General features: G+C 38.5%; 21 protein-coding genes. 8 read left to right on the forward strand and 13 right to left on the reverse strand.

What is annotated here, in order from left to right; translation table 11 throughout:
- Positions 1 to 138 precede the first annotated feature (138 nt).
- The 3 genes from AC5NT5_RS08670 to AC5NT5_RS08680 are packed head-to-tail and all read right to left on the reverse strand — an operon-like array spanning position 139 to position 2,937.
- Positions 139 to 1,347: an ABC transporter permease gene (locus AC5NT5_RS08670; RefSeq protein ID WP_182671654.1), complete on the reverse strand. Its 1,209-nt coding sequence runs from the start codon at positions 1,345 to 1,347 to the stop codon at positions 139 to 141.
- Positions 1,340 to 2,128, reverse strand: coding sequence for an ABC transporter ATP-binding protein (locus AC5NT5_RS08675; protein WP_494513022.1), 789 nt, complete (start codon positions 2,126 to 2,128; stop codon positions 1,340 to 1,342). Before AC5NT5_RS08675 ends, AC5NT5_RS08670 begins: the two co-directional genes overlap by 8 nt.
- Positions 2,125 to 2,937: a DUF3025 domain-containing protein gene (locus AC5NT5_RS08680; RefSeq protein ID WP_154903068.1), complete on the reverse strand. Its 813-nt coding sequence runs from the start codon at positions 2,935 to 2,937 to the stop codon at positions 2,125 to 2,127. Before AC5NT5_RS08680 ends, AC5NT5_RS08675 begins: the two co-directional genes overlap by 4 nt.
- A gap of 113 nt (positions 2,938 to 3,050) precedes the next feature.
- Between AC5NT5_RS08680 and AC5NT5_RS08685 the strand changes: the two genes are divergently transcribed.
- Together AC5NT5_RS08685 and AC5NT5_RS08690 are read left to right on the forward strand one after the other, a co-directional pair.
- Complete coding sequence (locus AC5NT5_RS08685; protein WP_494513021.1) at positions 3,051 to 4,676, forward strand: M28 family metallopeptidase; 1,626 nt, start codon at positions 3,051 to 3,053, stop codon at positions 4,674 to 4,676.
- Between the two features lie 115 nt (positions 4,677 to 4,791).
- The gene (locus tag AC5NT5_RS08690; RefSeq protein WP_494513020.1) at positions 4,792 to 5,961 is read left to right on the forward strand and encodes a putative manganese transporter; all 1,170 of its coding nucleotides are present in this window, start codon (positions 4,792 to 4,794) and stop codon (positions 5,959 to 5,961) included.
- A 61-nt stretch (positions 5,962 to 6,022) separates the two neighbouring features.
- Here the strand turns inward: AC5NT5_RS08690 and AC5NT5_RS08695 are convergent, their stop codons facing one another.
- From AC5NT5_RS08695 to seqA, 7 genes are all read right to left on the reverse strand, one after another.
- Positions 6,023 to 6,388 carry a DUF805 domain-containing protein gene (locus AC5NT5_RS08695; RefSeq protein ID WP_290173357.1) on the reverse strand — a complete coding sequence of 122 codons (366 nt, stop codon included), beginning with the start codon at positions 6,386 to 6,388 and terminating at the stop codon, positions 6,023 to 6,025.
- A 149-nt stretch (positions 6,389 to 6,537) separates the two neighbouring features.
- Positions 6,538 to 8,124: a dihydrolipoyllysine-residue acetyltransferase gene (locus AC5NT5_RS08700; protein WP_182671605.1), complete on the reverse strand. Its 1,587-nt coding sequence runs from the start codon at positions 8,122 to 8,124 to the stop codon at positions 6,538 to 6,540.
- A gap of 8 nt (positions 8,125 to 8,132) precedes the next feature.
- Complete coding sequence (locus AC5NT5_RS08705) at positions 8,133 to 9,110, reverse strand: alpha-ketoacid dehydrogenase subunit beta (RefSeq protein ID WP_165723475.1); 978 nt, start codon at positions 9,108 to 9,110, stop codon at positions 8,133 to 8,135.
- Positions 9,110 to 10,324: a thiamine pyrophosphate-dependent dehydrogenase E1 component subunit alpha gene (locus AC5NT5_RS08710; RefSeq protein WP_494513019.1), complete on the reverse strand. Its 1,215-nt coding sequence runs from the start codon at positions 10,322 to 10,324 to the stop codon at positions 9,110 to 9,112. Before AC5NT5_RS08710 ends, AC5NT5_RS08705 begins: the two co-directional genes overlap by 1 nt.
- 265 nt (positions 10,325 to 10,589) lie before the next feature.
- On the reverse strand, positions 10,590 to 11,642 hold the full coding sequence (gene astE, locus AC5NT5_RS08715; RefSeq protein ID WP_494513018.1) for a succinylglutamate desuccinylase: 1,053 nt from the start codon (positions 11,640 to 11,642) through the stop codon (positions 10,590 to 10,592).
- 120 nt (positions 11,643 to 11,762) lie between these two features.
- Positions 11,763 to 13,400 carry a phosphoglucomutase (alpha-D-glucose-1,6-bisphosphate-dependent) gene (gene pgm, locus AC5NT5_RS08720; protein WP_494513017.1) on the reverse strand — a complete coding sequence of 546 codons (1,638 nt, stop codon included), beginning with the start codon at positions 13,398 to 13,400 and terminating at the stop codon, positions 11,763 to 11,765.
- A 9-nt stretch (positions 13,401 to 13,409) separates the two neighbouring features.
- Positions 13,410 to 14,006: a replication initiation negative regulator SeqA gene (gene seqA / locus AC5NT5_RS08725; protein WP_002962932.1), complete on the reverse strand. Its 597-nt coding sequence runs from the start codon at positions 14,004 to 14,006 to the stop codon at positions 13,410 to 13,412.
- 219 nt (positions 14,007 to 14,225) lie between these two features.
- Between seqA and AC5NT5_RS08730 the strand changes: the two genes are divergently transcribed.
- The 5 genes from AC5NT5_RS08730 (at position 14,226) to fur (ending at position 16,763) form a co-directional block, all read left to right on the forward strand.
- Entirely contained in the window at positions 14,226 to 14,993 is a 768-nt protein-coding gene (locus AC5NT5_RS08730; RefSeq protein WP_494513016.1) for an alpha/beta fold hydrolase, read from the forward strand.
- Positions 14,994 to 15,088: 95 nt separating this feature from the next.
- On the forward strand, positions 15,089 to 15,310 hold the full coding sequence (locus tag AC5NT5_RS08735) for a DUF2788 domain-containing protein (RefSeq protein WP_002962930.1): 222 nt from the start codon (positions 15,089 to 15,091) through the stop codon (positions 15,308 to 15,310).
- Between the two features lie 2 nt (positions 15,311 to 15,312).
- The gene (ybfE, locus tag AC5NT5_RS08740) at positions 15,313 to 15,591 is read left to right on the forward strand and encodes a LexA regulated protein (RefSeq protein ID WP_002962928.1); all 279 of its coding nucleotides are present in this window, start codon (positions 15,313 to 15,315) and stop codon (positions 15,589 to 15,591) included.
- 14 nt (positions 15,592 to 15,605) lie between these two features.
- On the forward strand, positions 15,606 to 16,133 hold the full coding sequence (fldA, locus tag AC5NT5_RS08745) for a flavodoxin FldA (protein WP_007586856.1): 528 nt from the start codon (positions 15,606 to 15,608) through the stop codon (positions 16,131 to 16,133).
- A gap of 186 nt (positions 16,134 to 16,319) precedes the next feature.
- The gene (gene fur, locus AC5NT5_RS08750) at positions 16,320 to 16,763 is read left to right on the forward strand and encodes a ferric iron uptake transcriptional regulator (RefSeq protein WP_002962922.1); all 444 of its coding nucleotides are present in this window, start codon (positions 16,320 to 16,322) and stop codon (positions 16,761 to 16,763) included.
- A gap of 273 nt (positions 16,764 to 17,036) precedes the next feature.
- Here the strand turns inward: fur and glnS are convergent, their stop codons facing one another.
- The gene (glnS, locus tag AC5NT5_RS08755; protein WP_024596870.1) at positions 17,037 to 18,695 is read right to left on the reverse strand and encodes a glutamine--tRNA ligase; all 1,659 of its coding nucleotides are present in this window, start codon (positions 18,693 to 18,695) and stop codon (positions 17,037 to 17,039) included.
- A 218-nt stretch (positions 18,696 to 18,913) separates the two neighbouring features.
- Here glnS and AC5NT5_RS08760 point away from each other — a divergent pair, with 218 nt between their 5' ends.
- The gene (locus AC5NT5_RS08760) at positions 18,914 to 19,984 is read left to right on the forward strand and encodes a DUF3083 family protein (protein WP_188160740.1); all 1,071 of its coding nucleotides are present in this window, start codon (positions 18,914 to 18,916) and stop codon (positions 19,982 to 19,984) included.
- A gap of 58 nt (positions 19,985 to 20,042) precedes the next feature.
- On the opposite strand, the gene sucD is transcribed toward AC5NT5_RS08760, so the two are convergent.
- Together sucD and sucC are read right to left on the reverse strand one after the other, a co-directional pair.
- On the reverse strand, positions 20,043 to 20,915 hold the full coding sequence (gene sucD / locus AC5NT5_RS08765; protein ID WP_002961811.1) for a succinate--CoA ligase subunit alpha: 873 nt from the start codon (positions 20,913 to 20,915) through the stop codon (positions 20,043 to 20,045).
- Entirely contained in the window at positions 20,915 to 22,081 is a 1,167-nt protein-coding gene (gene sucC / locus AC5NT5_RS08770) for an ADP-forming succinate--CoA ligase subunit beta (protein ID WP_002961809.1), read from the reverse strand. Before sucC ends, sucD begins: the two co-directional genes overlap by 1 nt.
- Positions 22,082 to 22,135 lie beyond the last annotated feature (54 nt).

Consider the following 22,135-nt stretch of genomic DNA (forward strand, 5'->3'; position numbering starts at 1 on the left):
TGAATTATAAATGAATGAGAGTACCCATATCGACTTACACAGATTATAAAATAGTTGTTTCAACCAATCATTCCTTTAAAATATAAAAGGTAGCCAATGCTACCTTTTATATATCTTCAGAGTGCTAAATCTATATAATTATCTAAATAGCACATCTTCTCTGTTAAACCACTTAACACAAAATGCCAATAGTCCAGCAGCAATGATTGCAGTGGCTAAAAATATTAAGCCTACAAATGTGTAATCAACAGTCCCTTTTACTATTTCTTTAATTGCTAATGCTACGTTTGTAACAGGAATGAATGCTGTTTTAGCAGTGAGTTCCATATTTGGCATGATTGAAATAATAATCGGGAAAAATACGCCCATACTAAGTGGTGCCATATAATTTTGCGCTTCTTTAAACGTGCGAGCATAGATAGATATAGCCAGAGCTAAGGCCGAAAATATAGCTGCAACAGGTAACAATAGTACAAATATCATTAGTAAATCGGTAACTGCTAATGTACTAAACGCGGCTTTAATAAAATCAAGATCGGCAAATGCGAGCGCCAATGCTATCCAACAGCCCATACTTAAGACGGTTATGGTTGTGGAGGCAATGGATGTAGTTAACAAGGTTATAAATTTACCAAGCACCAGCTCTGTACGCGTAATAGGTGTAAGTAGGAGTGTTTCTAGTGTGCCGCGTTCTTTTTCGCCAGCGCCTAAATCAATAGCGGGATAAGTTGCCCCCATCAATACTAATGGAATAAGTAGGTAAGGTAAAAAACCGCCAATTTTTTCGCCAAGGTTTTCACGTTTATCGGCGGTATCTACTTTTATGACTTCAATTGGATTAAGAATAGATTTTTTAACAGACTCTTCAATACCAAAACTGATTAGCTTTTGAGTTTGCAGCACGTCACTGTATTCTTTTGCGAGCTCTTTAACGCGTTCGAATAAAAAGTTGATAGATTTTGAATCGTTAAAAACAACCTGCCACTGGCTTTGTTTTCCATCGTCCAATGTTTGCACAGCATGACTTGGTAAATAAATACCCATATCAATATCGCCAGCGATTACACCTGCTTTAAGCTCATCAATATTGTTAAAGGTTTTATCCCCTTTATAAAGCTCAAAACTTTTGTGATAAAACACTTTGTCAGTAAATTCTTGTGCGTATTCACCGTTGATAATCGCGTAAGTATTTACTTTTTGCTCAGCGTCCATTGCAGCTTGCGAGCTTATAAATGCCATTACGGCAAACAATAACGGAAATATAGCAACAGGGAGCGCGACTACAAATAATAGCGTTTTTTTATCGCGTAATAACTCTCTTAATTCCTTTTTAAAAACCTCAAACATCATGTTTCTCCGTTAATATATTCATAAACGCTTGGTTAAGCTCATCACTATTGCCTGCTTGTTTAAACTCTTCTACTGTTCCGTCAAAACAGCTAATACCTTCGTTAATTACAGCGACACGGTCACATAAAAGTGCAACTTCATCTAGATGATGGGTTGAGAAAATAACAGGCGTCCCTTGCGTCTTTAAACCTTTGATAAATTTAATAACTGTTTGTGTTGTCATTATATCAAGGCCCGTTGTTGGCTCATCAAGTACCACAACTGCTGGGCGATGAACAACTGCACGCGCTATATTTGCTTTTTGCTTCATACCTGTTGAAAGGTTTTCTGCCCGTTTATCTACAAATTTATGCATATCTAGCAATGTAAATAGCTCATCACAACGCGATGCTATATCGCTTTTGTTCATGCCATGAAGCTTTGCAAAATACTCTATGTTTTCTTTTACAGTTAAGCGGCCATACAACCCCGTAGAGCCTGATAAAAATCCAATAGACTTACGGCCCAGTAGCGGTTTTTTTACAATATCGTTTCCAGCAATCGTTATTGAGCCTTCATCGGGCTTTAACGCGGTTGAAATCATTCTCAATGTCGTCGTTTTTCCCGCACCATTTGGGCCGAGCAATCCAAGTACCTCACCTTTAGCGCAACTAAAACTAACGTCTCGTACTGAGTGAAAGTAGTCTTTATCTTCACGAGGATCGATGTCGTCTATTTTATTTTTTTTGTGATCTTTAGTTAGCTTAAATTTCTTTTTAAGCCCAGCAACTTCTATCATGTTCGCATCCTTCGTTTCGCTCTAAAATAATCTGTATTGTTGTAAAAAGAGTCGTCTTTGTTTTCGTCATGCCAGCCTGGAACACCTAATAAAGGCAGTGGTGAAAGCTTTTTGTTATCGGCTAAGCAGTTATCTGTATTAATCATCTCATAAAGGGCTTGGTCAAGGTACTGGTATTGAGTTACTAAATCTTTACAAAATATTTCATTAGGTACACAAACAAATAACGCTTTACCCGTCAAACCTATATAAGGCTTTGTTAGCATTTCATAATTAGCATGACCAAACATAAAAGGTTTTATTGTTTTACCCCACTCATGTTTGTGTTCAACGAATGCAGTTTTCCATTGGTGTTCGCAAAGCCACCGCTGCCATTTACTCTCACTTATAGCTAATACAACACCACACTCATCAAAAAGCGTTAGTGCATTACGATGCTTAGTACGCTGTTGCAGTCCATGCTCAGCAATATCTTGCACATGTCTATGGTTTATTAACGCTTTGGTTTTTGGAAATAAACACCATATAAACCCACCAAATAAGTCATGCCAATTTTCACTGCGTGTAGGTACAACACCCGTTTCAAAAATTACTTGCTCGTAATACCGATCGCCAAAGTCTACCTTTGCATCATCTTCAAAAGTAATAGGAATATTATTCTCATTAATAGCAGTTAAAAATGGAGAAAACCACTGCGGCGCCGGCCAATCTGTTAGTTCGTTAACTTTAAATAGCTCACGTAAATGCGCAAATGCACCTGTTTCTAAACTACTGATTTGCCACTGCTCGGGGGGAGTAAAACGCTTCATTTAAACCTTTAACAATTTATGCCTATAATTTACGAGAAGTTTACCGCAAAAACTGGTTCTGCTTAATAGAAGTTAATATACTAATCAGAACTTAAAACAAAAAAAGATCTGACATGAAACATTATTTCTCTCTCACACTCCTCGCTACTGCTGTTTTAGCAGGTTGCGCAACAACAAGTATTACCCCTACTGAAGTAACAAATGGTTATAACAGTATTCAAGCTGATGAACTGGCTAAACATGTAAAAGTACTCGCATCGGATGAGTTTGCTGGCCGTGCTCCTTCATCACCTGGCGAAAAGCTAACGCTTGATTATTTAACTGCGCAGTTTAAAGCTTTAGGTTTAAAACCAGGTAATGGCGACAGTTACTTACAAGAAGTGCCATTGGTTTCTTTAGAAGCTGATTCGAATATGGTGCTTAGTATTGGTGGTAAAGACTATCAATATAAAAAAGATATGGTTATGGGTAGCAGCCGCATTAGCGCACAAGAAGGCATAGAAAATTCTGAACTTGTTTTTGTGGGCTACGGCGTTAATGCACCTGAATACAATTGGAATGACTACGAAGGGTTAGACGTTAAGGGCAAAACGGTTGTAATGCTGGTTAACGATCCGGGCTTTGCAACAAAAGACCCTGCTTTATTTACTGGCGACGCAATGACTTATTACGGTCGTTGGACATACAAATATGAAGAAGCAAGTCGACAAGGTGCAGCTGGCGCAATTATTATTCATGAAACAGCACCTGCGTCATACCCATGGTCAGTAGTTGAAAACTCTTGGAGCGGTGAGCAGTTTGGTTTTCAAAAAGAAAACAACAATATGGACCGCGTAGCCGTTGAAGGCTGGGTTACAACTGACGTAGCAAAAGAGCTTTTTACTAAAGCAGGATTAGATTTCGATACTGCGAAAGAAAACGCAGCTAAAGGTGCTTACCATGTTGATATGGGCGATTTAACTGCTTCTGTTAATGTTAAAAATACGATTAAAAAATCAGTGTCGTATAACTTTATCGCTACGTTACCAGGAAGCGAGCAACCAGATGAGCATGTTATTTACTCAGCGCATTGGGATCACTTAGGTACAGATAAAACACGTAAAGGCGATCAAATTTACAACGGTGCTCACGACAACGCAACGGGTACCGCTGGGCTTATTGAAGTAGCTGAAGCCTTTACTAAATTACCTAAGCACCCTAGCCGCTCAATGACATTTTTAGCGGTAACTGCTGAAGAGCAAGGCTTACTAGGTTCTAAATACTATGCAGCTAACCCTGTGATTGCAGCTAATAAAACAGTCGCTAACATAAACATGGATAGCTTAAATTTATTAGGCAAAGTAAAAGACATGAATGTGGTTGGTATTGGTAAGTCACAAATGGATGAGTTTTTAGCAACTGCAGCTAAAGAGCAAGGCAGAACAATATCAGGCGATCCTAAACCATCATCTGGTGGCTATTACCGCTCTGATCACTTTGCATTTGCTAATATGGGCATTCCAGCCATGTACGCAGGCGGTGGCACAGTAGCAGCTGACGAAGAAACAGCTAATTACCGTAAACGCATGAGTTTGGTACTTCGCGGTTGTTATCATCAACCATGTGATCGTTACCGTGACGAATGGGATTTATCGGGTGCTGTTCAAGACTTACAATTGTTTTATAAAGTAGGTTTTGATATTTCTGAGCAAGAGCAATGGCCAACGTGGAATGCAAACTCAGAATTTCAACGTAAGTAGCATTGGTTTAACATCGAAAAACTCAAAGAGAGTAATCGATTTAAATAGATGCAAATGATATTGATTATCATTAAATTATACAGTGTTAATTAGTTTATTTAATTGGTAACACTGTATGATTTTACTCTCTCAAATAGGATTTATTACGCCCGCTTCTAAACGCTTTGTTAGCCAAAATAAACGTTTATTATTACCACTTTTTTTATTGGTATGTTTAGCACTGCCATCACTTCGTGAAATTACAATAACGGCACTGAGCGATGCTTTTTTTCAAGTTAGCGTATTTGTTGCTGCTACATTATTAATTTATTACTACGCCATAGAGCATTTACCTCAATTAGAGCTTAGTTATTTAAGTGCTAAATCGCCGGTATTAGAAATATTTTTTGCTGCCGTTTTAGGGGCCCTTCCTGGATGTGGTGGTGCAATAATAGTGGTTACCCAATTTACGAAAGGCCAAGCTAGTTTTGGGGCTATCGTTGCTGTTTTAACAGCTACAATGGGAGATGCCGCATTTTTGCTCCTTGCCACTCGCCCTACTGAAGGTTTAACCATAATGGCCATTGGCTTAGTCGTAGGCACGCTTTGTGGTGTTATAGTAAATGCCCTTCATGCAAAAGACTTTTTACGCCCAACCAAACAAGAACAAAAACACCAAGTTAAAGTATTGCCAATTCGTATAATTAAAATAAGCAAACCCGTTTGGATGTTCGCTATTATTCCAAGCCTCATTATTGCTTTTTTAATTGCATTTAATGTCGACTTTGATCAATTTGGAAAATACACAGGCACAAGTATTAGTATTTTTGGTGCTGCAATGGCGTTATTTACTGTAACTATATGGGCGTATTCTTCTAAAGGTGAAAGCTATAAAGAAGTAACCTCAGAAGACGATGAATGTACTCCACCTTCTAAAATTATTAAAGTACTTCAAGACACACACTTTGTGACCGCATGGGTAGTGGCATCGTTTATGTTATTTGAGATTTTAGTAAATATTGCAGGGCTTGATTTAAAAAACTGGTTTGCACATTATGCTTATTTGGCGCCACTTATTGCAGTGGTGATTGGTTTTTTACCCGGTTGTGGTCCGCAAATAATTGTTACTACGTTATATATTCAAGGTATTATTCCATTTAGCGCATTAACTGCTAATGCAATATCTAACGATGGTGATGCGTTATTTCCTGCAATTGCAATGGCACCTAAAGCGGCTGTAATTGCGACTGTGTATACATCTATTCCTGCTTTGGCCGTTGGCTATGGCCTTTACTTTTTAAGTTAAAATTACCATAAACAAAAAAGCTCAGCTATTGCTGAGCTTTTAGGATGTTAACTTATTTTATTTATACGGCTGCTGGCTCTGCAGCTAGTTCTTTTGGATTTGGTCCATAATCGTTCTCACCTTCATGTGAGTTTTGTGCAAGAAAAACAATTAAAACAATCCAACCAATTACTGGCACTAACCAAAGTAACTGCCACCAGCCTGAACGACCAGTGTCGTGTAAACGACGTGCACCCGCACTCAATTGAGGGATCAATAAAGCTAAGCTATATATTGAGCTTACGAACATTGTGTTTGTAATACCATCTATAACACTTGTTAAAAGCGAAAAAATAATATTAATTAGCATAAACATCCAAAATGCTTTACGACGATTACGGCCTGAAAAATCTGCGTAGCTACGCAACGCGTTCATATAATGTTCCATGAAATTTCCTTAGTGTTATTTTTTATATTCCCTAACGGGGTTAACTTTATTACTTTTTAGTAACACTTGTATCTTAAATAAAAACAGACTCATTTAAAACAAAAAACCAGCAAATTGCTGGTTTTTATTACATATTAGCAGTTTAGCTATTAACTCATTGCCATCATCATTGCCGAAGGATTTTCTAAGTACGATTTCCATAGGTTATTAAAGCGTGCAATAGTGCCGCCATCAATAACACGATGATCGCCAGACCAACTCACTTGCATTATCGCTTTACTCACAACTTGGCCACTTTCATCAAAACGCGGTAAGTGCTGCAGTTTACCCAATGCAACAATAGCTACTTCTGGTTTATTAATTATAGGGGTCGCAATAGTGCCACCAATCGCACCAATGTTAGAGATACTAATTGTCCCACCTTTTAAATCATCAGGTGCAACACGCCCTTCTCGCGCTGAGTGAGTTAAGCGTGTTAAATCATTAGCCACATCAACAATACTCTTACTCTGGCACGATTTAATATTAGGCACTAACAAGCCAATTTTTGAATCAACCGCTATACCAATATTATGATCGTTATAATAGGTAAGCTCTGAGCAATCATCATTCACTTTTGAATTAAGTACAGGGTACTCTTTCATTGCTAGCGAGAGTGCTTTTACAAAAAATGGCATCATGGTGAGCTTTACGCCTTGTGCTTTGTACTGCTCTTTTAAGGAGCTGCGCAAAGCTATAAGCTGTGTTAAGTCTATTTCATCACTAAACGTAAAGTGCGGAATAGTTGAAACCGATGCCACCATTTGCTTGGCCATGGCCGCTTTAATGCCTTTAATTTGCTCTACTCGTACGCCACCGCTTTGATTCTGTGTTTGGTTTTGTACAGCACTTTGAGAAGCATCACTATTAAGCGGTGAAGTATCAATAGTATTTGGCACTTCGCCTTTTACAAACTCTTCAATATCTTGCTTGTAAATACGTCCATTTTTTCCACTACCTGGTACGCACGTTAAATCAACATCTAGCTCACGTGCTTTACGACGAACTGCAGGCGACGCAACCGCTTTTTGATTGATAACCTTTGCAGCTTGCTGAGTTTTAACAGAGGCAACTTTTTCAGCGACGGCATTAGTTTGAGCCTTTACGACCGCTTGGTTTATATCAACATTTGGCTTTACTGCACTGCCTGCAATTGTCATTTGAAACAACGGGCTATGTACTTTTGCTATTTCACCTTTTTGGTAATATAGTTTTTTTACTGTGCCTGTATATTTTGCCGGAATTTGTACTAATGCTTTGTCGGTCATTACATCACAAACCGCTTGGTCTTCTTCTATTTCATCGCCTTCTGCGACTAACCAATCAACAATCTCACACTCAACAATACCTTCACCAATATCAGGGAGTATAAAGTCCTCAACTACATCAGATGCATTGTTATTAGTTTGATTTTCAGCTTGAACTGGCTCTTCTACTACTTCATTACTAGTACTATCACCAGTTACATCCATAGCAAATAAAGGCGCATGTACTTTAGCAATTTCACCTTTTTGATAATATAGCTTTGTAATAATACCATCATGCACTGCCGGAATTTGTACTAATGCTTTGTCTGTCATCACATCACAAATTGGCTGATCCTCAGATACGGTTTCGCCTTCTTGAACTAGCCACTCAACAACTTCGCATTCAACAATGCCTTCACCAATATCGGGTAATATAAAATCTTTCGCCATGGTAACCCCTAAAAATCCATTGATTGTTTAATTGCAGCCAACACTTTTAGTGCATCCGGTACGTATTCTTTTTCAAGTGCCAACGGGTATGGTGTATCTAGACCACATACACGTAAAATTGGCGACTCTAAATGCAAGAAACACTCTTGTTGTATTGTTGCTGCTATTTCGGCACCAAAGCCATTAGTTATAGGCGCTTCATGGCTTACGATTAAACGACCGGTTTTAATAACCGATTTAGCAATCGTTTCAACATCCCATGGTAAAATACTACGAAGGTCAATAACTTCACAGCTTATACCTTGCTCGCTTGCTTGCTGTGCTGCCTCTTCAATAATCTCCATTTGAGCACCCCACGCTAAAAGCGTAATATCGGTACCCTCTTGTACTACTTCAGCCGTGCCTAATTCAATACTATAATCTTCTTCTGGCACTTCGCCTGTTGATGCACGATATAAACGCTTAGGCTCAAAAAATATGACAGGGTTATCATCTTTAATAGAGGCACGTAATAACCCCTTAGCTTGATAAGGGTTACGCGGTACAACCACTTTTAAGCCCGGTGTATGTGCAAAATAAGCTTCGGGTGATTGCGAGTGATATAAGCCACCAGCAATACCACCGCCATAAGGCGTACGAATAGTTAAGTTACCAACATTAAATTCATTACCACTGCGATAACGAAATTTAGCGGCTTCATTTACTATTTGATCGAACGCTGGGAATATATAATCAGCAAATTGAATTTCTGCTAATGCAGGCGCACCAAAAGCCGCTAAGCCATTAGCGAAACCTAAAATACCTTGTTCGGTTAAAGGCGTATTAAAAACGCGATGCTTACCGTACTTTTCTTGCAAACCTGATGTTGCTCTAAATACACCACCGAAGTAACCAACATCTTCGCCAAAAATACAGGCTTGAGGGTGTTCGTTCATCGTAATATCGAGGGCAGAGTTAATTGCGTGGAGCATGTTCATTTTAGCCATTACTTAATTCTCCCTGCAGTTACTGGGTAAGCATCTGGGTGCTGTTTTATATGTTCTTTTAATTGCTCGTACTGTCGTTGCAATAACGGAATTGGAGTATCGTAAACGTCAGATACCAATTCTTTTAAAGCAGGCTTGGCAACAACTTCAGCACGCTTAAGCGCTGCTAAAATTTCTTCACGAATCGACTCTTTTGCTTTTATATCGACCTCTTCGTTTAACCAATCTTGCTTGACCAACCATTTTCTAAATTTATCAATAGGACAGATTTGATTATTTGCTTCTTCATCTTTAGAGCGATAACCACTGGGATCGTCTGACGTCGAGTGCGCACCCAAACGATAAGCAATCGATTCAATGAGTACAGGCTCACCTTGTGTTGAGGCTATTTCGCGTGCTTTTTTAGTCGCCGCATACACAGCAAGTGCATCTGTGCCATCAACACGAATTGTTTTAATGCCATAACCCACACCACGCGACGCAATACCATCGCCTTTAAACTGTTCATCAGCAGGGGTAGATATGGCATAGCCGTTATTACGTGCAAAAAATATAACCGGTGCTTTGTGAACAGCCGCCATATTTAAGCCCGCATGAAAGTCACCTTCTGATGCAGCACCTTCACCAAAGTAACAAATAGTCACGTTATCGATTGTGCTTGCAAGCTCACCTGTTTTAGCGTCGATATGCTTTATTTTTTGACCATATGCATAACCTGTTGCCTGTGGTATTTGCGTACCCAGTGGCGATGAAATCGTCATGTAGTTTAGCGCTTTAGAACCATAATGGATTGGCATTTGGCGACCTTTACCTAAATCCAATTCATTTGAGAACATTTGGTTCATAAATTGATCAAGCGTAAAACCACGATAATGTAGTGCAGCTTGTTCACGATATTGAGCCATGATCATATCATCTTGATCAAGTGCAGCAGCAGAGGCTGTAACTGCGGCTTCTTCGCCTAGGCATTGCATATAAAAACTAACACGACCTTGGCGCTGCGCGCCTTGCATACGTTCATCTAACAAACGTATAAAACGCATTGTTTCATATAACTTAATAGCGGTATGTTTTGAAATATCAGGTGCGGTTGCACTAGGATGAATGTCGCCGTCCTCAGTTAAAATACTAAGGGTTGGAATATTAAGTGCTTGGCCATCAATAAATTCAAGCTCGTGGTTAATATTCAGCGATACGTTATTTGGATTACTCATAACCTACCTTCTTTTGTTGTCGGTAAAACAGTGCCCCTTTAAATTATTATTGTGGGTGATTGTTGCTGGTTAAACTTTGCAACATCTGCACTATCTTTAATTAAAGCTGCCAACACTTTACGTTAACGTAAAGTGTTATTCAACACATCTGGGACGAAACAAAAGCAAATACAGGTTAAATAAGTGGCAAGTTAACGATACGGTTACTTTAATTAATAGTAATCATATAGTTAACTTGAAGCCAGTAGTGGTCTGATGAGTTTAATTAGACGAAATTGCTATCAATATCCATTGGAATAACAGTAAGCAGTGCTCTTTGGCCTAATGCTACGCTCGCATTTGGAAATATAATAGCCTCACCTTCAACGTCAGCGTAAATCGCTGTATCACCGTCGGTTGCAAGTAGTTCACCTTTCGCAAAGCCAGTAAAGTTCTCAGCATCATCAGAAAAAGGGAAACTAAAATCATCCTTTGTTCTATTAATTGTGCGGTGCACTGCAAATAACTCAAACTCACTTGCATTAAAATCAGGGTATTTAACTTCATTTTGGCTAATTAATGCAGTTAATGTTTGCTTGGTTTTTTCAAAGCGGGCCATATCATTTTGGCCAAATGGCTTAACCTGACCCAGCTCTACCGTAAACGAGTCTGCACCATGAACAAACGACGAATAATAGCTAAACGTTGTTGCGGGTGATTTCATCATAAGTACGGTATTTACACCACAGCTCAATAAAAATTGTAACTGTGACTTTTTCCATGGCTTACCATGTAAAAATGGATACACAGCAAATTTTTCGTTTTTAGAGCCTCTAATTGCAGTGTGTAAGTCGTAATGACATCGGCTACTGCCTTGCTGGCCACGGGCATAAAAGTCACTTACGTATTGCTCAAGCTTTGCAGCGCGGTTTCGTTCATTATTCATTGGTACACCTTCAACTGTATGGTAACCATTAAATAATCTATTTAAGTTTTCTTCTACAAAACGCAGGCCAATATTAATTGATTGTGGATTACCATAAATAAATAAAACACGCTGCTTAAGGACTAGCTCACCTTTTATAATTTGTTTAATGAGCGCATCACAAATTTCAATTGGCGCAGTTTCGTTACCGTGTACAGCGCTTGAATAAATTACATCTTTGCTTGTTTTAACAGCAGGTTGAAACTCAATTACACCGGTATCGTGTATATTTACACAAGTCCCATTATCTAAAACAAACTCACCTGCATCTAAATACCATTCGTTATTACGGCTAAGCGTTAAAAAATCGCCAGTTTGTTTTAATTCATTTAAGTAAGATGGATTGGCTGACATGTAATAAGCCCTTTAAAAATAATGTGAGAGTAAACTCTTATGCATATATATGCACAAGGTTGAGGTATAGAAACAAAAACGGCTGATTAAATCAGCCGTTTTAAAATAGTTTAAGCAGTGTTAGCTGATCACAGAATCGACTAACTTTTTAGCTTCTTTTTCAAGTAACGCTAAATGCTCTTCACCTTTAAATGATTCAAGGTATATTTTATAAATATCTTCAGTACCTGATGGACGCGCTGCAAACCAGCCATTTTCAGTGACCACTTTTAAACCACCAATTGCCGCATCGTTACCTGGTGCATGAGTCAGTTTTTGCAAAATAGGTTCGCCAGCAAGTGTATCTGCTTTAACATCAAAAGCACTCAATGCTTTTAAACGTGACTTTTGACCGCTTGAGGCCGGTGCATCAAGGCGTTTATAAATTGGAGAGCCAAACTCTTGTTCTAGTTCTTTATAAAGCGCTGATGGAGTTTTACCTGTTACTGCAAGTATTTCTGCAGCAAGTAGTCCCATAATAAAGCCGTCTTTATCTGTACACCATACAGAGCCATCAAAACGTAAAAATGCAGCACCTGCGCTTTCTTCGCCACCAAATGCAAGCTTGCCTTTGCTTAAGCCTTCAACAAACCATTTAAAGCCTACGGGTACTTCTTTTACTTTACGATTATTGCGCGCTGCTACTTTATCGATCATAGAGCTAGAAACCAATGTTTTACCAATCTCTACTGTTTCATTCCAATCACGGTGTTTAAGTAAGTAATCGATTGCCACAGCTAAAAAGTGGTTTGGATTCATTAAACCATCTGGCGTTACAATACCGTGGCGATCGTAGTCAGGGTCGTTACCAATAGACACATCAAAGTCATCTTTTAATGCAATAAGGTTCGCCATTGAATAAGGTGATGAACAATCCATACGAATTTTGCCATCTTTATCAAGTGGCATAAAAGCAAAACGTGGGTCAACAACATCATTAACAACGGTTAAATCTAAATTATATTTTTTAGCAATAACAGGCCAAAAATTAATACCTGAACCACCTAGTGGATCAATACCAATTTTGATACCTGCATCGCTAATGGCTTTTAAATTAACGATATTTGCTAAATCATCAATATAAGGAGTCATTAAATCTTCGTAGCGAATAAAGCCTGAACGTGAAGCTTTAGCGAATGGGAATAACTCAACTTCAACCAAGTCTTCTAATAAAAGTTGATTTGCTCTGTCTTCAATCCATTTAGTAACGTCGGTATCAGCAGGACCGCCATTAGGTGGGTTGTATTTAAAGCCACCATCTTCAGGAGGGTTATGCGAAGGCGTAACAACAATCCCGTCTGCAAGCTCATTTGGGTGTAGCTTGTTATGGCTAACTATGGCGTGGCTAATAACTGGCGTTGGTGTAAAGTCACCGTTTTCTTGCGTTATCACTTGCACTTCGTTAGCAACTAAAACTTCAATAGCTGAATTAAATGCAGCCTCACTCAGTGCGTGTGTGTCTTTACCTAAAAATAACGGACCAAAAATATCATTTTGTTTTCTATAATCACAAATAGCCTGAGTAATCGCTAAAATGTGTGACTCGTTAAATTTAACATCGTAAGAACAACCACGGTGGCCTGATGTACCAAAAGCAACACAATGCTCTGGATTTTGTTCAAGATCAGGTTCGTTTAAGTAATACGCAGATACTAATTTAGGTACGTTAACCAGTGCTGATTGTGGAGCAGTTTTGCCTGCGCCTGAGTGAATAGCCATTATATTTCCTTACAGGTAATCGCGAATTTTTTCAGCTTGCTCTGCACTATATCCAAGGCAAAGAGCAACTTCATGAAGCATCATTTTTTTACGCGTTGTATTAGAATTTGTCATAACCCAATATTCACTATCAGTTATGTTTTTAGGGTTCATACTACTACCGCTATTTACTAAGGCTTCTTTACTAGTAGCAAAGTAAACACGGTCACGCCCTTTTATATCTAGCACAGCCGAAAAATCAGTTTTATGTGTGCGGTAAAATGCACTTAAAATAAACAAAAAGCGCCCAACAACACCCTTTTGCATTGCCAGCTCTTCTTTATTTAATACATTAAAAACATTATCGCTTTTTTGCTTCACGGGTGCGTGAGCTACAGGCGTTTGTTTTTTTGAAGTCTCAGCAGCAGGTAGCTCTGAGCTTTTTAATGTGGCGGTAGACGTAGTCGCAGTTTGATTATTTTGAGTTAGTTCTACGTTTGCGGTTTGAATTTTTTCGCCGCTCAGATTTAATAAACGACGTAAAATAGTGGATGCACTTTCACCAATACTTTGCGTATTGCTTGCAATATACTGATATAACTCGTCGTCTATGTCGATTTGTTTCATGTTCTTCCTGTCATTACGGGTCACATTTTTTCTCCCGTGTGATTATACCCAAACCAATCAGAAATGCGAGTTACAACAAGCACTCCCGTAAACATATTAATATTTACTTGATTGTTGTTGATTTAACAAACAAAAGCCCAATTTAATAAATAGTCGCTGTATTTTTTGCTTTTTAGAGCAATGCTCGGCAAACTATGGCGAAATTTTCAGGAGGCGTGTATGCAGTTAAATTACAAGCAACAAGGGCAAGGCCCTAATGTTATCTTGATCCACGGACTTTTTGGATCATTAGAAAACCTAAATGTAATCGCAAAACCATTAAGTGAACACTTTAATGTTATTAACGTTGATTTACGCAACCACGGGCTTTCTCCTCATAGTGATGAAATGAACTACCCTGCAATGGCTCAAGATATTGTTGAGTTATTAGCACATTTAAACATAGATAAAGCTCATTTAGTTGGGCATTCTATGGGTGGGAAAGTCGCAATGGAATTAGCACTGACACACTCTGAACTGGTAAATAAATTGGTTGTACTTGATATCGCACCTGTTAGTTACCCTGCTCGCCACACAAAAATATTACAAGCATTAAAAGCAGTTTCAACGCAATCAATAGATGATAGAAAGCAAGCTGATGCAATTATGCAGCCTTATATAGAAGAGCTGGGGGTTCGACAATTTTTACTTAAAAGCCTCGCTAAAAATGAAGAAGGTCATTTTGCATGGCGATTTAACCTAAATGTGCTTGATGAAAAATATTCGACAATCACATCCAATGTTAATGAAAACAATTCTTGTTTATGCGATACTCTTTTCATTAAAGGTAATGATTCTGACTATATATTGCCCGAGCATCGTACTGCAATTACAGCACGCTTTAAAAACACCAAGGCTAAAATTATTCATGGCGCAGGTCATTGGCTTCATGCTCAAAAGCCTCTTGCTGTTAATAAAGCGATAAATGACTTTTTAACTGCGGTTTAAAGCAATTTTAATCGCGTGTTTTTGATTCAGCGCACTAAATATATGAATATTTATATGCTATAGTACGCGCCGTTTAATTTAAAGGTTATACGTTGATGGTCAGTCAGTTAATTAACGAATTTGATACCCTAGGGTTGTATTTTGGCTTAGCCGGTATTTTCATATTCATCGGCATGGCAATTAAAGACGTACTAAAAAGTGGCAATGTACCAAAGTTCGGACAATACATTGTTTGGGGCGTGCTCTTTTTAGGTTGTTCAGGCTTTATTGCTAAAGGGCTTATTCAAGTATTTTGGCAAGGCGCAGGTGTAGGTTAAGCATGGCGAAGTCAGAAACAGATAGAACTACACTCGATTTATTTGAATACGAAAAACGCCCAGGCAGACCTAAAACCAATCCCCTTTCTCGGGATATGCAGTTAAAGGTAAATAAACGTAATCAAATAAAAAGAGATAAAGCACGTGGTTTAAAGCGTGTTGAATTTAAAGTTTCATCGCAGTTATATCAAGCATTGAGTGATATGGCAGATGCACAAAATATTAGCCGCAGTGCGCTGATTGAAACGATTTTACAAGAAAGATTGGCTATTGATACATAAAAGGTTTTAAATCCATGGCAAGTGTAGGCATTTTTTTCGGAAGTGACACAGGTAACACAGAACACGTAGCAAAAATGATCCAAAAAGAATTGGGTAAAAAGCTAGTGGCTGTTCATGATATTGCAAAAAGCTCTAAAGAAGAGATTGCTGAATTTGATTTAATCTTATTCGGTATCCCTACTTGGTACTACGGTGAAGCTCAATGTGACTGGGATGACTTTTTCCCAGAACTTGAGGAAGTAGACTTTGAAGGTAAACTTGTTGCTATTTTTGGTTGTGGTGACCAAGAAGATTACGCTGAGTACTTTTTAGATGCAATGGGCATGATCAACGATATTGTTACTGAACGTGGCGCTATTGTTGTGGGCCATTGGCCAAGTGAAAGCTATGACTTTGAAGCATCTAAAGGAATGGCTGATGATAAGCACTTTGTAGGTTTGGGTATCGACGAAGACCGTCAACCAGAGCTTACAGAACAACGTGTTAAAGCATGGTCTGCTCAAGTATATGAAGAAATGTGTTTAAGTGAATTAGCTGACTAATTTACTGCATATATCGCTAGCTGTTTAAATAATTATCAAACAGTTAGCGTTTTAAGCTTTAGAGGCAATATAAATCAATTGTTCTTTGCACTTAACGCTTAGGCACGTTATCCTGTTTGTTGCTAATGTGTCGTGTACATCTTTGCAAGATGTCTAGTATAACCAAATAAAATTGAGACAGATTTAATGACTGATCATAACTTGGAACTTAAAAAAGCCGGTTTAAAAGTAACTTTACCGCGTATTAAAATATTAGAGATTTTACAATCTCCAGATAACCAACACATCAGTGCTGAAGATGTTTACAAAATTCTTTTGGATCTAGGTGAAGAAATTGGTCTAGCAACTGTATACCGCGTACTTAACCAATTTGATGATGCGGGTATTGTAAGCCGTCATCACTTTGAAGGCGGAAAATCAGTATTTGAACTTTCAGGAAGCACTCACCACGATCATTTAGTATGTTTGAAATGTGGCAAAGTAGTAGAGTTTGAAGATGACATGATTGAGCGTCGTCAACTAGAAATTGCTGAAGAAAATGGTATTACTCTTACAAACCATTCTTTGTATTTATACGGTGAGTGTAATGATAAAGCAGCGTGTAAAGAATTTAGCGACGCTAACAGCTAATACCGCTTTTATAAGCAATAAAAAAACCTGCTAACAGCAGGTTTTTTTATGCCTAAAAGACGATAATATTGAATATACCCAGTAAATCCTGGGTATATTTTAAGTATTATACCAATCCGCAATAATACTTAATCATTTTGCGGGGCTAAACGTGTCGGTACCTGCGTTAAAAAATGCTCATTTAGAACAACTAAATAGCGAATTTTTTGCCTAGCTATCAACACGTTTTTCCAGCCTCAAAATAGATCACTTAATTAAGCGAATTGGTATTACTTATTGAGTTTTAGACCATGAATCGCGAAGACCCACGGTTTGATTAAATACAACGTTCTCTGATTTAGAATCACGAGAGAAATAACCTGTACGCTCAAACTGAAAGCCCTGCTCTGCTTGTGAATTAGCAAGCGATGGTTCTAATTTAGCATTAGGTAAAACAACCAGTGACTCTGGGTTTAGCGTAGTTTCAAATTCCTCTGCAGCTGCTGGATTTGGTACGCTAAACAAGCGGTCGTATAAACGAACTTCTGCACTAATAGACTCTGGTGCTGAAACCCAATGAATAACACCTTTTACTTTACGACCATCACTTGGGTTTTTACCAAGTGTTTCGCTGTCGTAAGTACAGAAGATAGTTGTGATTTCGCCATTTTCGTCTTTTTCAACACGCTGCGCTTTAATAACATAAGCACCACGTAAGCGTACTTCTTTATCAAGTACTAAACGTTTGAATTTGTTATTCGCTTCTTCTTTAAAGTCTTCTCGTTCAATATAGATTTCACGAGTAAATGGAACATCACGACGCCCCATTTCTTCTTTATTTGGGTGATTAGCCACTGATAAAGTTTCAACTTTATCTGCATCGTAGTTTTCAATAACGATTTTAACAGGATCGAGTACAGCCATTGCACGTGGTGCATTTTCGTTTAAGTCTTCACGGATACAGGCTTCAAGCATGCCCATTTCAACCATATTCTCTTGTTTTGTTACACCAATACGCAAACAAAATTCACGGATTGAACCTGGTGTATAACCACGACGACGTAAACCTGCAATAGTAGGCATACGAGGGTCATCCCACCCTTCTACATAGTTATTTACTACTAGATCATTTAGCTTACGCTTTGACATAATAGTGTATTCAAGATTTAAGCGCGAAAACTCAATTTGCTGTGGGTGACATTCTAAACTAATGTTATCAAGTACCCAGTCGTATAAACGACGGTTATCTTGAAACTCTAATGTACATAATGAATGTGTAATACCTTCAAGCGCATCAGAAATACAGTGAGTGAAGTCATACATTGGGTAAATGCACCACTTGTCAGCTGTTTGATGATGATGAGCAAAACGTACACGGTAAATAATTGGATCGCGAAGCACCATAAATGAACTTGCCATATCAATTTTAGCACGCAGTACACATTCACCTTCTTTGAATTCGCCAGCGCGCATTTTTTCAAATAACGCTAGATTTTCTTCAACTGAAGTATCTCTATAAGGACTGTTTTTACCTGGCTCTTTTAATGTACCGCGGTACTGTCTTGCTTCGTCTGCAGTTAAAAAACAAACGTACGCTAAGCCTTTTTCAATAAGCTCTACTGCGTAACCATATAAAGTATCAAAATAGTTAGAAGAATACTTTATGTCGCCATCCCAATTAAAGCCTAACCACTGTACATCCTCTTTAATAGAGTTGACGTAGTTAATGTCTTCCTTTTCAGGGTTTGTATCGTCAAAACGTAGGTTACATAAACCGTTGTAGTCTTTTGCGATACCAAAATTCAAACAAATTGATTTGGCATGGCCAATATGTAAAAAACCATTTGGTTCAGGTGGAAAACGTGTATGCGTTGTCGCATGTTTGCCACTTGCTAAGTCTTCATCAATTCGGGTTCTAATAAAGTTACTTGGGCGATTCTCAATTTCCGCCATAGGAGTGTGATCCTCTAAATATTACGTAATAACAAAACTAATGCATTATTACAAAAACATACACTAACATACAGCAATAGATTAAGGTTTATTTTAGATATTGATTAACTTTAATCCACTTGTTCAATTGTTTATGAATAAAATTTGTTTTAACGCAACATTTAGGTCATCAAAGCCAATTATAGTAGCTAAATAACCTACTTTATAAGGATTCTAAGATGGCGCCACTTAATCAACACCGTGTATATATTCCAACTAATGCACGCGCTAACCACTATTTATTGGCTGAAATAATACCTAATGAAGCATTTTATAATAGCTTTAGCACTATAAACTGTTGCTATGAGCGTATTGCGCGTCAATTATTTGCATGTTGTGATGAGTATGAACTACATAATGTACATTTATTAGCAAACGATAAACTACCGGTTGTACGCTTTCATGATGAGTCATATCAACTAGAAACCGACAAGCAGATATTGTTTTTTTATAATCCTCGTTATCACGAAGCACATAAAATTTATTACTCACCAGATATAAAAAGTAAGAAAATACGTTTCTTGTTTTTAGCCACGGGTGAAGACTTACGTGCAAACTCAGCTTTGTTTCACAATAGAGTGCAAAAAGTATTAAACTTACTCCAAGAACAGTTATTTATAAATCAGCCCCAATTTAAACTTCGCGATCACCAACATCTAACTTACGATTTATTTGCTAAAGATAAGGGAAATAAAGAGAGTTATGGATATAAACTCAGAAGCCTCTACCCTCGTTATCAATCAAGGCAATGTAATATTCCTAGTGACTATGCTGAAATGACTTACGCAACATTTACCATTGCGGTTTCTCGGGCCATCAAAACACAGTTTCAAACAATGGTGAACAATAACGATGTGGAAAAGTTTTATGATTACTTTGCAGATAGTTTTAAACGCGCATGTGAACAAAACAAACTAACACACGGTGCAATGGTAGCTAATGGCGCAATACCCATTGTCCGAAACAGTAAAATAGATAAAAATGAAGGTAATGCAGAGTTACAAAAGTTGAGTTTTGATGTTGAATCAAATGAAAATCAAATTAAGTATTTTTATGAAGCAACAAAATTAGTAGAAACAATACATTTTGTTATTGTCGCAACGCAGCAGGATAAACATGAAATTGGTTATGGCCGCTTTATGAACCAAGTAGAGAAAACAATTCATGCATTATGTAACGAGCTGGCTATTAATAAACAACGACAAGATTTGACTGTACGCTTTTTTCAGCATATTAGTTATCCGTTCTAAATTTACCTCAATAACAAAAAGGCCCGCATAAGCGGGCCTTTTCAGAGGAAGCAAGCAATTACCAGCCTGTTTTCTCTTTAAGTGCTTTACCGATTTCAGCAAGTGAACGTACAGTTTTTACGCCCGCAGCTTCTAATGCAGCAAATTTCTCATCAGCAGTACCTTTACCGCCTGCGATGATTGCGCCAGCGTGACCCATACGCTTACCTTCTGGTGCAGTAACACCAGCAATGTAAGATACTACAGGTTTAGTTACGTTAGCTTTGATGTACTCTGCAGCTTCTTCTTCTGCAGTACCACCAATTTCACCAATCATTACGATTGCTTCAGTTTGTGGATCTTTTTCAAACATTTCTAGAACGTCGATAAAGTTAGTACCTGGGATTGGATCACCACCAATACCAACACACGTAGACTGACCAAAACCAGCATCAGTAGTTTGCTTAACCGCTTCGTACGTTAAAGTACCAGAGCGAGAAACAATACCTACTTTACCAGGTTTGTGGATGTGACCAGGCATGATACCAATCTTAGTCTCACCAGGAGTAATAACACCTGGACAGTTAGGACCAATCATACGAGTACCTGTTTGATCTAGTTTAACTTTAACGTCAACCATATCAAGCGTAGGGATACCTTCAGTGATACAAACAATCAGCTCGATGCCAGCATCGATAGCTTCTAAGATTGCATCTTTACAGAAAGGAGCTGGTACGTAGATAACTGAAGCAGTTGCGCCAGTTTCTTGAACAGCATCACGAACTGTGTTGAATACAGGAAGACCAAGGTGCGTTTGACCGCCTTTACCTGGGCTTACACCACCAACCATTTGTGTACCGTACTCAAGCGCTTGCTCTGAGTGGAAAGTACCTTGGCCTCCAGTGAAACCTTGACAGATAACTTTTGTATCTTTATTGATTAATACAGACATTATTTGCCCTCCGCAGCAGCAACAACTTTCTCAGCAGCGTCTGTTAGTGATTCAGCAGCAATGATATCTAGACCTGAGTTCTTAAGAACTTCACGACCTAATTCAGCATTAGTACCTTCTAAACGTACAACTACAGGTACATTTACGCCAACTTCTTTAACTGCGCCAATGATACCTTCAGCAATCATGTCACAACGTACAATACCGCCAAAGATGTTTACTAAAACAGCTTTAACATTATCGTCAGAAAGGATGATTTTGAATGCTTCAGAAACACGTTCTTTAGTCGCGCCGCCGCCAACATCTAGGAAGTTAGCCGGTTTGCCGCCGTGTAGGTTTACGATGTCCATAGTACCCATTGCTAGGCCTGCACCGTTAACCATACAACCAACATTGCCATCTAGAGCAACGTAGTTAAGCTCGAAGCTTGCTGCGTGTGCTTCACGTGCATCTTCTTGAGATGGATCGTGGAACTCACGAATTTTAGGCTGACGGTAAAGTGCATTACCATCAATACCAATTTTTCCGTCAAGACAGTGAAGGTTACCTTCGTCTGTAATTACTAACGGGTTGATTTCAAGTAGTGCGAAATCAAAATCAGTAAACATGTTACCAAGACCCATAAAGATCTTAACAAACTGCTTCATTTGTACTGGGTTAAGACCCAATTTGAAGCCTAGTTCACGTGCTTGGTAAGCTTGAGGACCCACTAATGGATCAATTTCAGCTTTGTGGATAAGCTCTGGTGTTTCTTCTGCAACAGTTTCAATTTCAACGCCGCCTTCAGTAGACGCCATGAAAACTACTTTGCGAGATGCACGGTCAACTACTGCACCTAGGTACAATTCGTTAGCAATGTCAGTACAGCTTTCAACTAAAATTTTAGCTACTGGCTGGCCTTTCTCGTCTGTTTGGTAAGTAACTAGGTTTTTACCCAACCAGTTAGCTGCAAACGCTTTTACTTCGTCGATAGTTTTTACTAGCTTTACACCGCCAGCTTTACCACGTCCACCTGCGTGAACCTGAGTTTTAACAACCCACATATCACCGCCGATTTTTTCAGCAGCTGCTGCAGCTTCTTCAGGTGTATCGCAAGCGAAACCCTGAGAAACTGGTAAACCATATTCGGCAAAAAGTTGTTTTGCCTGATACTCATGCAAATTCATGATGCTTTATCCAATTTTTTATACTAAAAGAGCTGAATATTTTTTCAAATAAAC

The organism is Pseudoalteromonas sp. J2K-J599 (genome assembly GCF_059295115.2).